This is a genomic window from Streptomyces sp. NPDC127119 (assembly GCF_042677425.1).
Classification (GTDB): Bacteria; Actinomycetota; Actinomycetes; order Streptomycetales; family Streptomycetaceae; genus Streptomyces.
The window spans coordinates 223,748-237,001 of record NZ_JBHXTO010000002.1; the positions used below are offsets into that span (position 1 = coordinate 223,748).

Consider the following 13,254-nt stretch of genomic DNA (forward strand, 5'->3'; position numbering starts at 1 on the left):
GCCCACGGACCGGGTCAGGCGCAGTCGGGGCTGTGCGTGTCCTGCTGCTGTCGTGTCTCCAGTGCGGCCAGTGACTCGCTCACGCCCGCGGCGCGCGGTGAACCGATGGCGCTGTACAGGGCGAGCGCGTCCTGCCAGTGCCCGCGGGCCGTCGGCAGGTCGTCGCGGTCCTGGTGGATACGGGCCAGGCCGATGTGGGCGCGGGCCTGCTCCTCCTTCTCCTCGATCTCCATGGCCAGCGCGAGGGCGGCGCGGTGCGCGGTCGCGGCCTCGTCCGGTTGGCCCGATCCGTGCAGGGCCTCGCCGAGACCGTTGAGGCTGCCCGCTTCGCCGTACCGCTCCCCGGTCCGCTGGAACAGGGCGAGCGCCTCCCTCTGGTGAGTGGCCGCCTCCCGGTGCTGGCCGAGGCGGCTGTGGGTGTCACCGAGATTGCTGAGGGCGTGCGCCTCGCCCCCGCGGTGGCCGAGCCGCCGGAACAGGGCGAGGGCCTGCTCGAAGTGCTCGGCCGCCGTCGCGTGCTGGTCGAGCCGGGACAGCACGATGCCGAGATTGCCGAGCGCGCTGGCCTCACCGAAGGCATGGCCGAGGGAACGGAACAGGGCGAGTGCCTGCCGGTGCTGTTCCGCCGAGGTCTCGTAGTCGTCGAGCAGCTCGTGCACGATGCCGAGGTTGTTGAGCGTGTCGGCCTCGCCGCCGACGTCCCCGACCTTCCGGAAGAGGACGACCGCCTCGCCGTGCCGCTGGGCGGCCTCGCGGTACTGTCCGCGCAGTTCGTGCAGGACACCCAGGTTGGTGAGATTGCGGGCCTCGGCCACCGGAAGCCCGATCCGCCGGCACAGCGCCAGCGACTCCGTGTGGTGCCGGACCGCCTCGTCGTACTGCGCCAGCCGTCGGTGGGTGGTGCCGAGACAGGTGCGGACCTCGGCCTCGCCCCGCTGGTCGCCCGCCGCGCGCGCGGCACGCAGGGCGTTGCCGTGGATGACGAGCGCGTCGGTGAAGAACCCACGGCTGTCGAAGTGGCGGTGCAGGGTGGTGGACAGGCCGACGGCGTGCTCGGCCCTGCCACGCCCGGCCTCGGCCGCGGTGACCGCCGTGAGCACGGCGTGCTCGGCCTCCAGCCACTCCTTGGCGTGGGCCTCGTCGGGAAACGGCGGCAGATCGGTCCCGGGGGCCGGGATCCGGGGCCGCAGATGCTTCTCGGCCGGGAACAGCACGTCCATGGCGGCGCAGGACGCCGCGAGGTAGTGGGTCAGGAGACGGTCGAGCGCCGTCTCGCGGTCGGCCGGCCCGTCGTGCCGTTCTGCCTGCCAGGCCGCGTACACCCGCAGCAGGTCGTGCATGCCGTAACGGCCGGCGCGGGTGGGCTGGATCAGATGGCTGCGGGCCAGCAGGTCCAGTGTCTGCCGGGTGTCGTCGACGGGGCGTCCGCACAGGGCGGCAGCCGCGTACGCGTCCACATCGGGACCCGGGTGCAGGCCGAGCAGCCGGAAGGCGGCGGCGGCTTCGGCGGGCAGGCGGTCGTAGGACCAGGAGAAGACGGCACGTACGGCTGCCCGGGGGTCGTCGTCCGAGTCCAGCAGCTCCAGCCGGCTCCGCCGGTCGTCCAGTTCGGCGGTGAGGGCGCTCAGGGGCGACGCGGGACGGGACAGCGCCAGCTCGGCGGCGATGCGCAGGGCGAGGGGCAGCCGTCCGCACTGCTCGGCGAGAACGGCCGCGGCCTGTGGCTCGGCCGTGGCCCGCGGGCCGATGAGCCTGCTCAGCAGGCGTACGGCGTCCTCCACGGGGAGCACGTCGAGTACGAGCCGGTGGGCGCCGTGCAGGGACACCAGGGAGCTGAGGACGTCCCTGCTCGTCACCACGGTCCGGCACCGGGACGCGCCGGGCAGGAGCGGGCGTATCTGCTCGCTGGACGAGGCGTTGTCGAGCACGACGAGCATGCGGCGCCCGCTCAGCTCGGTGCGGTAGCGGGCGGAGCGGTCGTCGAGGCGCAGCGGGATCTCGGCGCCCGGGACTCCGAGGGCCACGAGGAATCCGGTGAGGATGTCGGCCGCGGGCACCGGTTCGTCCGTGTCGTAGCCGCGCAGGTCCGCGTAGAGCTGGCCGTCGGGGAACTGCTCGCGCACCCGGTGGGACCAGTGGACGGCGAGGGCGGTCTTGCCGACTCCGGCGGTGCCGGACACGGCGGAGACCACGACCGTGTTGATGGCGTCGGCCCCCTCCTCGGTGGAGAGCAAGTGCCCGGAGAGTTCGTCCAGTTGTTCCTTGCGGCCGGTGAAGGCCCGTACATCGAAGGGCAGTTGCGCGGGTCGGGAGGATGATGTCCGCGTGCCGCCCGACTCGGTGCCGCTGTCGGGCAGGGGGCGGTCGCGCAGGGCCTCCTTGTAGGCGGTGCGCAGTTCCACCCCGGGCACCGAACCCAGCTCGTCGGCCAGCCGGCGGCGGACCTCGGAGTAGTGGTCCAGTGCCTCGGCGGTCCGGCCGGCCTGTGCCAGGGATCTGACCAGGAGCGCGGCGAGGGGTTCCGCCAGGGGGAACTCGTCGGACAGGCCCCGTATCCGCCCGATCGCCTGCGAGGCATGGCCCGTCGCGGTCTCGGCCCGGGCCCACTGGAGCGCGGCTTCGAGCCGTTCGTTCAGCCAGGCCGTCCGGGTCCGCTCGGCCCAGGCGCCCGGCAGGTCGGCCAGCGGCGAGCCCCGCCACAGGTCGAGGGCGTCACACAGGAGCCGGCCGCACTCGGCGTCGTCCGGACGCAGCCCCCGGGCCCTGGCCACCAGCGCCCTGAAACGCAGGAGGTCGATGCTGTCGTCCGCCGCGCGCAGCAGGTAGCCCCCCGACACGCGGGCCAGTTGGAGCGGCGGATGGTCCGCCGTCCCGTCCTCGCCGCGTGCCGCCTCGTCCAGCACGCGCCGGACCCGGCTCACATGGGAGTACAGCGTCGAACGGGCCGCGTCGGGAGGGGTGTCGTCCCAGACCCGGTCCACCAGCGCGTCCACGGTCATCAACCGGCCCGCGTTGGCCGCCAGTGCCGCAAGGACCATGCGCTGTCTGGGCTGTCCCAGCTCGATATGTCGGTCACCGGCCCACAGTTCCAACGAGCCCAGTAATCGAAGATCCACGTCCCCACCCACGATCGGCCGCTCTGTATTTCACGAACTCCCCCGATCTTGCCCAGGATTCCACATATGCGGGGCCGGTGGTGCCGTCATGGTGATGGTTCCGGTACACCCTGTCATCCCGGCTCCGACCGGGCCCGGCAAGGTTTTCACAAGGTCGCTCTTGCAGTCTTCGAACAGCCGGTTGGCCGGCCCGGCGAACGGACCCCCCTTCGCGCCGGGACGGTCAACCGGATCAACCGCAGGTTCGGCACGGAACCTGTTGTGGGGCTTCGCCCGTCGCCGCTGTCAACGGGGGTCAGCGGCGGCGGAGCGGGGCACCGGACACAGCGCGGAACGCGGCACCGGACACAGCCGATGCCGCGCTCCGCGCACGCGCCGTCAGGGGACGCGTACCCAGTCGAGGGTGCGTTCCACGGCCCTCTTCCACCCTTCGTAGCCCTCCGCGCGCTGGTCGTCGGACCACTGCGGCTCCCAGCGTTTCGACTCGTTCCAGTGGGTGCGCAGTTCGTCGGTGTCCCGCCAGAACCCGGTGGCGAGTCCCGCCGCGTACGCGGCGCCCAGCGCGGTCGTCTCGGCGACGACGGGACGGCTCACGGGGACACCGAGGACGTCGGCCTGGATCTGCATGCAGAGGTCGTTGGCGGTGACCCCGCCGTCGACCTTGAGCACGTCGAGGTGGACGCCGGAGTCCTGCTCCATGGCATCCACGACGTCGCGGCTCTGGTAGCAGATGGCTTCCAGGGTCGCCCGTGCCAGGTGCGCGTTGTCGTTGTACCGGGCGAGACCGACGATCGCCCCGCGCGCGTCGGATCGCCAGTACGGCGCGAACAGCCCGGAGAAGGCCGGCACGAAGTACATCCCGCCGTTGTCCTCGACGCTGCGGGCCAGCTCCTCGCTGTCGGCGGCCGTCTTGATGATCTTCATCTGGTCGCGCAGCCACTGCACGGCGGAGCCGGTCACCGCGATGGAGCCTTCGAGCGCGTAGACCACCGGCTCGTCACCGAACCTGTACGCCACGGTGGTGAGCAGCCCGTGCTCGGAGCGGACCAGCTCGGTGCCGGTGTTGAGCACCAGGAAGTTGCCCGTGCCGTACGTGTTCTTCGCCTCGCCCGGCGCGAAGCAGACCTGCCCGACGGTCGCCGCCTGCTGGTCGCCGAGCACGCCCCCGATGGGAATGGCCGCGCGCAGCGGCCGTGAGGCGCGGGTGACGCCGTACGCCTCCGGGTGCGACGAGGGCTTGATGGCCGGCAGCATGGCCCGCGGGACGCCGAAGAAGCCCAGCAGTTCGTCGTCCCAGTCGAGGGTCTCCAGGTTCATCAGCATGGTGCGGCTGGCATTGGTCACGTCGGTGGCGTGGATACCGCCGTCGGGCCCGCCGGTGAGGTTCCACAGGACCCACGCGTCGGTGTTGCCGAACAGGGCGTGGCCCTGCTCCGCCGCCTCGCGCACGCCGTCGACGTTCTCCAGGATCCACTGGATCTTGCCCCCGGAGAAGTACGTGGCCGGCGGCAGCCCGGCCTTGCGGCGGATGACGTCGCCCTGCCCCGAGCGTTCCAGGGCCGCCGCTATCCCGTCGGTGCGGGTGTCCTGCCACACGATGGCGTTGTAGTACGGGCGGCCGTTGCGCGGATCCCAGACCACCGTGGTCTCGCGCTGGTTCGTGATACCGATCGCGGCCAGGTCGGTCGCCGTCAGCCCGCCGTGACGCAGGGCGTTCTGGATCACCGAGTTGGTGCGCTCCCAGATCTCCACCGGGTCGTGCTCCACCCAGCCCGACCGCGGCAGGATCTGCTCGTGCTCCAGCTGGTGCTTCGCCACCTCGTTGCCGCTGTGGTCGAAGATCATGAATCGGGTGCTGGTGGTTCCCTGGTCCACCGCGCCGATGAAGTCCGCCATGGGTTTCCGCCTCTCCGGCCGGTCGGGTCAGTCCTTGGATGCCGGGACGCGTCCCGGCGGCTCGGGTTCCGCGGACGGCAGGAAGCGGGCGATGAAGACCTTGTACAGACCCGCGCCGAGCAGGCCGCCGACCAGCGGGCCGATGATCGGAACCCAGAAGTAGAGGTTCCCGTACTGATCTCGCCACGCTCCGCCGTAGCCGGTGAGGAAGCTGGCCAGCCGCGGTCCGAAGTCACGGGCCGGGTTGATGGCGTACCCCGCGTTCGTTCCCCAGGCCATGCCGATCGCGACCACGACCAGGCCGATGATGAACGGGCCCAGGTTCGCGCCCGGCGGCGTGTTCAGCATGTCCGTGATGGCCATGATCAGCAGCAGCAGGATGGCGGTGCCGATGACCTGGTCGCGGAACGCGCCCCACTCGTGGACCGGAAGGGCGGGGTTTCCGTTGCCGGGAAGGGTCGAGAACACGCCCTGCGTCTTGATGGTGTGTCCGGGGTCGGCCTTCGCCAGCGCTTCGCTGTAGTTCCAGCGGACGAGGAGTGCGGCCACGAAGGCACCGGCCGTCTGGGCCAGTGCGTAGGGGGCCACCTTGCGCCACGGGAATCCCTTGAACGCCGCGAGTGCGACGGTCACCGCGGGATTGAGGTGAGCACCACTCAGCCTCGCCGCCACGTAGACGCCCAGGGTGACACCGAGGCCCCACGCCCAGGCGATGCTGTCGTGGTCACCCAGGCCACCCGCCGGATCGGTGAGAGCGCCTCCCGCGGACACCTGGGCCACCACACCGCATCCGAAGAGGATGAGGATCAGTGTGCCCGCGAACTCGGCCGACAACTCGCCGACCAGCCCGGACCGTATGCGTCGCTCAGCCATGGAAGCTCACCCTCCGCCGGCTGTACCGGCCGTCGACCGCCCCGAGCGATATCCGCCAGGCTAGGACGGTTTACAGGAAAGTGCATATCAAGGCATTTCGGGCGCGAGGTCGGGCGGCGTCAGCGACAGCCATGGCCTGCCACGCGCCCGCCCGGCCTGACCGAGGCGGTCGTCGCCCCCGCGCCCGTTTCCTGTCCGGCACAGGGCTGTGGGACCCCGGCCGCCCCTGCGAGGGTGTGGCCATGAATACGACACCGGACGGACGACGCATCCCGCCCACCCACGCCGACGAACGGGCCATGCTGGAGGCGTGGTTGGACTTCCACCGCGCGACTCTCACCCTGAAATGCGCGGACCTGAAGGACGATCAGTTACGACTGGCCGCGGCGGCACCGTCGTCGATGACGCTGCTCGGCCTCGTCCAGCACCTGGCCGAGGTGGAGCGCAACTGGTTCCAGCGCATCTTCGCAGGACAGGACGTGCCACCTGTGTTCGGGCAGGGCAATCACGACGGCTTCGCCCTCGAACCGGACCGGGGACCGGCCGAGGTGATGGCCGTCTGGCAGGCGGAGATCGCCCGGGGCCGTGAGCTGATCGCCGACGCGACCCTGGACGACTCCGGCCGCCTGTCCGCAAAGGACGCGGGGCACGTCGGTCATCAGGGAGTCTCGCTGCCCTGGATCCTGGTGCACCTGATCGAGGAGTACGCGCGTCACAACGGCCATGCCGACCTCATCCGGGAGGCGATCGACGGAGTCACCGGCACGTGACGGGTGCCGACCTCGTACCCCGCGTCCGACCCGCTGCTCAGGCCAGCAGGACGTCCTCGCCCGCCGTCACGGGGACGACCTCGTCGTCCGGCGGGGCCTCGGCCTTCACCGGCGTCCCGAAGTCCGAGAGCGTCATCGTCGTCACGGCCTTCATGCCGCCGAAGTAGGACAGTCTGACCTGGACGGCGCGCCCCTTCCCGTCGACCCACACGTCCGCGTAGACGGGCACGTCGTCGCCCAGTTCCTCCCGCATCTCGTCCAGCCCCTGTCTGGTCTTCGCCGTCATCCGGAGCGTCGCCGTGGCGTGGTCGATCGTGCCCCGGTAGTGCACCGCCGGAGCGCCGTCAACCTGCTCCTGGCCCTCGTTCGACACCTGCCGCATCGCCTTCGTCTGGCGGAGCAGATGTTCGGTGTCGTTCAGCGGCGACCGCAGGAAATAGCTGGTCAGGGCCTCGCTCCGGTCGGCCGCGGCCCACTTGTCCTCGTCCACCGTCCGCGAGCCCCGTACATAGACCGTGTCACCGACGAAGACCTCCTCGACGGTGTCCATGCCGCTGTCCTCGAGGTCCACCGTGAGCCGGCCCCGGTCACCCGCCAGGTCGAAGGCGCCGCCGATCGCGAACACGTACGTCGTGGGGCTGTCCGTGGACCGCATCTCGATCGTCTCGTCCACGCGCACGCTGTCCGCGCTCGTCCTCGCGATCGCGGCGCGCACGGCCGCCGCGTGGGCCGCGGCCTGCTTCGTGCGCTCTCCCGCGTCCCTGTCGCTGTCCGCGCCGCCGGAACAGGCGGTGCAGAGCAGGAGGGCGGCGGAGAGGAGGTGGGCGCGGCGCATCGGCTCTCCGGGGAATCGTCACTGCGGTGGGGTGGGGCCCGCTGGGGCCTGGAGATCTTCGCATGTGACCGGCGTCGGGGCCTGCGATTTTCGGCTGCGGCCCACGTCTCGGAGAGGGGGCCGCGCCTCCTCCGCCTCATTGCGGGCGGGCCCGTCCGAGTATGCGGCCGAGCCACCGGGTTCGGGCGTCGCGGGCCTCGCGGGAGAGGGCCGCGGTCGGGGCGACCGAGTCGAAGCCGTGGAACGCGCCGGGCCAGACGTGGAGCTCGGCGTCGCCGCCGGCCCGCCAGATACCGTGGGCGTAGCCGACGTTCTCGTCGCGGAAGGTCTCCGCCGAGCCGACGTCGATGTACGTGGGCGGCAGTCCGCCGAGGTCGGTGGCGCGGGCCGGAGCGGCGTAGGGCGGCAGGTCCGAGGTGCCGTACCTGTCTCCGAGGTAGGCCTGCCAGGCGACGGCGGTCGAGGCCCTGTCCCACAGGCCGGCGCCGGCCGGCTGGTGGGCGGAGGGGCTGTCGAGGCGGTCGTCGAGCATCGGGCACAGCAGGAGCTGCCCGAGAGGTGTCGGTCCGTCGCCCCGGTCCCGGTTGAGCAACGTCAGGGCCGCGGCGAGCCCGCCCCCTGCGCTCTTGCCCCCGACGACCACGCGCCCGGCGTCGATGCCGAGCGCGTCCGCCCGGCCGGCGGTCCACAGGAGGCCTGCGTGGCAGTCCTCCAGCGGTCCCGGGTAGGGCGTCTCCGGGGCGAGTCGGTACTCCACGGACACGACGGCCAGGCCGAGAGGGCCGGACCAGTCGCGGAGCATCCTCGGCAGGACGGACCAGGCGTTACCCATGATCATCCCGCCGCCGTGCAGGTAGTACAGGACCGGCAGCGGTCCGGTGGCATCGGCGGGCCGCGCGTACACCAGCGTCACGTCCGGCCGCCCCTCCGCACCGGGCACGCGCAGCTCCTCGACGGCGAACCGGCCGTCGGCCCGCAGCTCGGCCGCGGTGGGCCGGGGCCGGCTCGCCGCGTCCCGGGCCCGCTGGTCGGCGAGGTTCTCCGCCGTGAGCCGGGCTCTGGACGGGTCGCCCAAGTCGGCCAGAGCGGCGGCCAGTTCGGCATCGAGCGGCGGGGCCGTGCGCACGGAGTCGGCGGCGCCCGCGGCGACCTGGTCGGAGGCCACAGAGTCCTGACGCCCGGTCATGACGCACGCCCCTGGCAGGCGAAGGGACGTATCCGGGCCGCGCCGAGCGCAGATGTCACAGAGATCATGAGCCCAGGAAACCAGCAACCGAGCGGGTCGCGGCCCGTAAAGCCAACAGTCGGCCTGGACCTCTAGTTGAACATGTTCAAAAATGAGGGATACGCTGTCGTCGAACGAAGCCGAGGGGGTTCGATGAAGGTAGTGCTGCCCGGGGGAACCGGACAGGTGGGCGCGATTCTCGACCGTGCGCTGACAGCGGCCGGCCACGAGGTCACGGTGGTGACCCGGAGCCCGTCGAGGGCGCACGACCTCCGCTGGGACGGGACCACCCTCGGACCCTGGGCCGAGGCGATCGACGGCAGCGATGTCGTCATCAACCTGGCCGGACGCAGCGTCTCCTGCCGCTACACCGAGGAGAACCTGCGGGCCATGATGGACTCCCGGGTGGACTCGGCACGCGTGGTCGGCGAGGCCGTCGCAGCCGCCGCGCGGCCACCGCGTGTCTGGCTGCAGATGAGTACGGCGACGGTCTACGCCCACAGTTTCGACGCGGCGAACGACGAGGCGACCGGGGTGATCGGCGGTTCGGAGACCGGGGTGCCGGACCACTGGGCGTACAGCGTCGAGATCGCCGAGAACTGGGAGCGGGCGCAGACCGAGGCGCCGACTCCCGCGACCCGCAAGGTGGCCCTGCGCTCGGCGATGGTCATGAGCCCGGACCGGGGCGGCGTGTTCGACGTGCTGTCGCGGCTCGTGCGACTCGGACTGGGCGGGCCGGTGGCGGGCGGCGCGCAGTACGTCTCCTGGATCCACGACGAGGATTTCGTGCGCGCGGTGGAGTTCCTGATCGACCGGGACGACATCGAGGGACCGGTGAACCTCGCCTCTCCCGGGCCTCTTCCGCACCGCGACTTCATGCGGGCGCTGCGCACCGCGTGGCGTGTTCCGGTGGGGCTGCCGGCGACACGCTGGATGGCCGAACTGGGGGCGTTCGCGCTGCGCTCGGACACGGAACTGCTGTTGAAGAGCCGCCGGGTGGTGCCGGGCCGGCTGAGCGCGGCCGGGTTCACGTTCGCACATCCCGAGTGGGGGAGCGCGGCCACCTCCCTCGTCGGACGACGGGTCGGCCGTACACGTCAGAACCGCGACACCGACCGGCTCCCGCAGCGCTAGCGATCTTCCCCGGGCCTGGAACACGCGGCCCGCACGGAACGCTCGGCCCGCATGGAACGTACGAAGCGTGTGGCCCGTACGAAATCCGCGGCCCGTACGAGGCACTCGGCGCGTGCCGAGCACACAGCCCGCACGCAACCCACGAACCCCCGCCTCAGGACGATTCGCGTACGACAAGTTCCGTGGGAAGCACGACCTGTCTGCGTGGTTCCTCGGGGTTGCCGATCTCCTCCAGGAGCAGGCGGGCGATCGTCTCGCCGATCTCCTCGACGGGCTGACGCACGCTGGTGAGGGGTGGGTTGGTGTGCCGGGCGATGATGGAGTCGTCGAAGCCGACCACCGCCACGTCGTCCGGCACCCTGCGCCGTTGCCTGCGCAACTCCACCAGCGCCCCCGCGGCCATCACGTCCGAGGCGACGAACACGGCGTCGAGCGCCGGGACTTGTTCAAGGAGTGAACGCATCGCGGCCTCGCCGCCCTCCTCGGTGAAGTCCCCGGAGGCCACCAGCCGGTCCGTGGCCTCGTGTCCGTCCTTCTCAAGGGCCTCACGCCACCCCTGGAGCCGGCTCCGTGCCACGTCCATGTCGAGGGGGCCGCTGATCGTCGCGATGGTCCGCCGCCCCTGGGCGAGCAGATGGCCGACGGCCGTCGCGGCTCCGCCCGCGTTGTCGGAGTGCACATGGCTGAGCGACTCGTCGGGGGAGCGGCGCCCGGCGAGCACCGTGGGCAGCCCCATGTCCTCCAGCAGGCCGGGCAGCGGATCGTGCTCGTGCACCGAGACCAGCAGGACCCCGTCGACACGGCGTTCCGCCACCGACTCGGTGAGCTGGTCACGTTCGGCCTGGTCACGTACGAGGACGAGCTGGAGCTGCGTGCGGGTCCTCGCGAGAGCGGTGCTGACCCCGCGGATGACCGCCGAGAAGTACGGCTCGGAGCCCAGTCTGCTCTCGGACTCGGGAATCACCAGCGCCACGGAGTTCGTCCGGCTCGTCACCAGGCCCCTGGCGACCGAGTTCGGCACGTAGTTCAGCTCGGCGATGGCGGCGAGCACGGCGGCCCTGGCCTTCTCGCTGACGAGCTCCGAGCCGTTGATGACTCGTGAAACCGTGGTGCGTCCGACACCGGCGCGCGCGGCCACGGTCTTGATGGTCGGACGCTGTCTGCCCCGCATGTCGCCTCCTCGCCCACACGCCGCCCGAACGGCTGCCACCTGCGCATTGTGCCAGACGCGCGAAGTACGCCCGAAGGGTCCGGGCGAGGCTCCACGACATCTTCCGGCAACGAAGTGGTTTCAACTTCTTGACAGGACCCTGTGACGGCGGCCACGCTCTGGGCCACCGAGTGGGCACGTTCCCATCGTCGTTTGGGAACGTACCCACTGGACAAATCGGGCCTGCGGAGCGGACCGCGGGGCTCGAACTCCGGTGCGTCAGCGCCGCCGCTAGGAGGACGAAATGGGCAAGGCCCGAAAGAAGTTGCGTACACGAGCCGTGGCCGCCGTATCGGTTGTGTCGGCTCTCGGCCTGGTCGTGGGCTGCGGAGGCAGCGACAGCGGGGGGACGGGCGGTGGGAAGAAGGACGGCAAGACCACCATCACCATGGGCCTGTTCGGCGTCATGGGCTTCAAGGAGACCGGCCTGCTCGACAAGTACATGAAGGAGCACCCGGATGTCGTCATCAAGGCGGATGTCGCGGGCGACGAGCAGACGTACTACACCGCGCTGCAGACCCACTTGGCGGCCGGCAGCGGGCTGAAGGACATCCAGGGCATAGAGATTGGTAGGGCCAAGGAACTGTCCGACACGCAGCAGGACAAGTTCGTCGACCTGGCCGGTGCGGCCGGGACCGACCACTTCCTGCCGTGGAAGCAGAGCCAGGTGACCACCTCGGACAAGAAGGTCATCGGCCTGGGGACGGACATCGGCCCGATGGCGGTCTGTTACCGCAAGGACCTGTTCGAGCAGGCCGGTCTGCCCACCGACCGCGAGGAGGTCGCCAAGCTGTGGGAGGGCGACTGGTCGAAGTACGTCGAGGCGGGCAAGAAGTTCAAGGCCGAGTCCAAGGACGACAAGGTCGCCTTCATGGACAGCTCCAGCGGACTGTTCAACGCCATGATCTACGGCAACTCCCAGCAGTTCTACGACAAGCAGGGCAAGCTCATCTACGAGACGAACCCCGTCGTCAAGGACGCGTGGAAGCTGGCCTCCGAGGCGGCCACGTCCGATCTGACCGCCAAGCTCCGCCAGTTCCAGCCCGGCTGGGACCCGGGCCTGGCCAACAGCACCTTCGCCTCCACCGTCTGCCCGGCGTGGATGCTCGCGCACATCAGCGAGAAGGCCGGACCGAAGAACAAGGGCAAGTGGGACGTGGCCAAGGCACCCCAGGGCGCCAACTGGGGCGGTTCCTTCCTCGGGGTGATGGACAAGAGCCCGGTCAAGAAGGAGGCGCAGGACCTCGTGGCCTGGCTGACCGCCCCCGAGCAGCAGGCCTACCTGTTCAAGGAGATCGGCAACTTCCCGTCGTCGCAGACGGCCCTGGAGATGCCCGAAGTGGTCGACGCCAAGTCCGACTACTTCGCCGGTGCGCCCATCGGGCAGATCTTCGGTGACGCGGCCAAGGAGATCCCCGACGAGCAGGTGCTCGGCCGCAAGGACGGCACGATCAAGGACATCTTCTCGCAGGGTCTGACCCTGATCGAGGCGCAGAACAAGAGCCCGAACGAGGCGTGGAAGACCACGGAGAAGCGCATCGAGAAGGCCGCCGGCTGACCTGGGCCCCTCTCGCCCGCGGCCCGGGCCCCGACGGCCCGCGGCCCGTGGCGGACGGCCCGCAGCTCAGGATCCACCGCCCGTCGACGCTTCCGTAGCAGCCGCCCGGCGTCCCATCGCACAGCCCGTGCGGGACGCCGGGCCCCTGCCCCTCGTCACCCCCGAGCTCCCCAGCTTCCACCCTCCAGGAAGGACGCCTTCCGGTGGCCATCTCCACCTCGACACCCCCAGACGGTGCGCCCGGCACCGCCGCGCCGGACGGGACCGGTTCCGGCGCCGAACGCCGCAGTACGCTGCTCCACCGCCTCGACGTGCGCGGCGCCCCGTACGCCTTCGTCGCGCCGTTCTTCATCGTCTTCGCGGCCTTCAGCTTCTACCCGCTCGTCTACACCTCGTGGATCTCGCTGCACCACGTCGAACTGTCGACCCTGAACGTCATGGACTGGGTCGGCTTCGACAACTACACGGCCCTGTGGGAAGACGACCGCTTCTGGAACGCGCTGCTCAACACGTTCACCATCGGCGTCCTGTCGACCGTGCCGCAGCTGATGATGGCGCTCGGTCTCGCGCACCTGCTCAACTACCAGTTGCGGGGCTCGACGTTCTTCCGCGTCGCCGCCCTCACCCCGTACGCCAC

Annotated in this window: 10 protein-coding genes; 4 read left to right on the plus strand and 6 right to left on the minus strand. The window is 70.8% G+C overall.

The window, feature by feature from the left end; genetic code table 11:
• Nucleotides 1–14: 14 nt before the first annotated feature.
• The 3 genes from ACFVH5_RS01970 to ACFVH5_RS01980 form a co-directional block, all read right to left on the minus strand.
• Nucleotides 15–3,128, minus strand: coding sequence for a tetratricopeptide repeat protein (locus tag ACFVH5_RS01970; protein WP_385831277.1), 3,114 nt, complete (start codon nt 3,126–3,128; stop codon nt 15–17).
• Between the two features lie 366 nt (nt 3,129–3,494).
• Entirely contained in the window at nt 3,495–5,012 is a 1,518-nt protein-coding gene (gene glpK, locus ACFVH5_RS01975; RefSeq protein WP_385831279.1) for a glycerol kinase GlpK, read from the minus strand.
• A 27-nt stretch (nt 5,013–5,039) separates the two neighbouring features.
• Nucleotides 5,040–5,885: an MIP/aquaporin family protein gene (locus ACFVH5_RS01980; protein ID WP_385831280.1), complete on the minus strand. Its 846-nt coding sequence runs from the start codon at nt 5,883–5,885 to the stop codon at nt 5,040–5,042.
• 242 nt (nt 5,886–6,127) lie between these two features.
• Between ACFVH5_RS01980 and ACFVH5_RS01985 the strand changes: the two genes are divergently transcribed.
• Complete coding sequence (locus ACFVH5_RS01985) at nt 6,128–6,655, plus strand: DinB family protein (RefSeq protein WP_385831281.1); 528 nt, start codon at nt 6,128–6,130, stop codon at nt 6,653–6,655.
• Nucleotides 6,656–6,692: 37 nt separating this feature from the next.
• Here the strand turns inward: ACFVH5_RS01985 and ACFVH5_RS01990 are convergent, their stop codons facing one another.
• Nucleotides 6,693–7,490, minus strand: coding sequence for an LppX_LprAFG lipoprotein (locus ACFVH5_RS01990; protein WP_385831282.1), 798 nt, complete (start codon nt 7,488–7,490; stop codon nt 6,693–6,695).
• 136 nt (nt 7,491–7,626) lie between these two features.
• On the minus strand, nt 7,627–8,676 hold the full coding sequence (locus ACFVH5_RS01995; protein ID WP_385831284.1) for an alpha/beta hydrolase: 1,050 nt from the start codon (nt 8,674–8,676) through the stop codon (nt 7,627–7,629).
• A 192-nt stretch (nt 8,677–8,868) separates the two neighbouring features.
• Here ACFVH5_RS01995 and ACFVH5_RS02000 point away from each other — a divergent pair, with 192 nt between their 5' ends.
• Nucleotides 8,869–9,849 (plus strand): TIGR01777 family oxidoreductase, encoded by a 981-nt coding sequence (locus ACFVH5_RS02000; protein WP_385831285.1) that lies wholly within the window; start codon nt 8,869–8,871, stop codon nt 9,847–9,849.
• A gap of 154 nt (nt 9,850–10,003) precedes the next feature.
• Here the strand turns inward: ACFVH5_RS02000 and ACFVH5_RS02005 are convergent, their stop codons facing one another.
• The gene (locus tag ACFVH5_RS02005) at nt 10,004–11,020 is read right to left on the minus strand and encodes a LacI family DNA-binding transcriptional regulator (protein ID WP_385831287.1); all 1,017 of its coding nucleotides are present in this window, start codon (nt 11,018–11,020) and stop codon (nt 10,004–10,006) included.
• A gap of 283 nt (nt 11,021–11,303) precedes the next feature.
• On the opposite strand from ACFVH5_RS02005, the gene ACFVH5_RS02010 reads away from it, so the two are divergent.
• Nucleotides 11,304–12,617 carry an ABC transporter substrate-binding protein gene (locus ACFVH5_RS02010; RefSeq protein WP_385831288.1) on the plus strand — a complete coding sequence of 438 codons (1,314 nt, stop codon included), beginning with the start codon at nt 11,304–11,306 and terminating at the stop codon, nt 12,615–12,617.
• 203 nt (nt 12,618–12,820) lie between these two features.
• A partial coding sequence (locus ACFVH5_RS02015; RefSeq protein WP_385831290.1) for a carbohydrate ABC transporter permease occupies nt 12,821–13,254 on the plus strand: 434 nt, incomplete at its 3' end.

Excerpts from the sequence above, each read along its gene's own strand:
- ACFVH5_RS01980 (WP_385831280.1), bottom strand. The coding sequence starts at position 5,885 with ATGGCTGAGCGACGCATACGGTCCGGGCTGGTCGGCGAGTTGTCGGCC.
- ACFVH5_RS02010 (WP_385831288.1), top strand. The coding sequence starts at position 11,304 with ATGGGCAAGGCCCGAAAGAAGTTGCGTACACGAGCCGTGGCCGCCGTA.
- ACFVH5_RS02005 (WP_385831287.1), bottom strand. The coding sequence starts at position 11,020 with ATGCGGGGCAGACAGCGTCCGACCATCAAGACCGTGGCCGCGCGCGCC.
- ACFVH5_RS01995 (WP_385831284.1), bottom strand. The coding sequence starts at position 8,676 with ATGACCGGGCGTCAGGACTCTGTGGCCTCCGACCAGGTCGCCGCGGGC.
- ACFVH5_RS01985 (WP_385831281.1), top strand. The coding sequence starts at position 6,128 with ATGAATACGACACCGGACGGACGACGCATCCCGCCCACCCACGCCGAC.
- glpK (WP_385831279.1), bottom strand. The coding sequence starts at position 5,012 with ATGGCGGACTTCATCGGCGCGGTGGACCAGGGAACCACCAGCACCCGA.
- ACFVH5_RS01990 (WP_385831282.1), bottom strand. The coding sequence starts at position 7,490 with ATGCGCCGCGCCCACCTCCTCTCCGCCGCCCTCCTGCTCTGCACCGCC.
- ACFVH5_RS02000 (WP_385831285.1), top strand. The coding sequence starts at position 8,869 with ATGAAGGTAGTGCTGCCCGGGGGAACCGGACAGGTGGGCGCGATTCTC.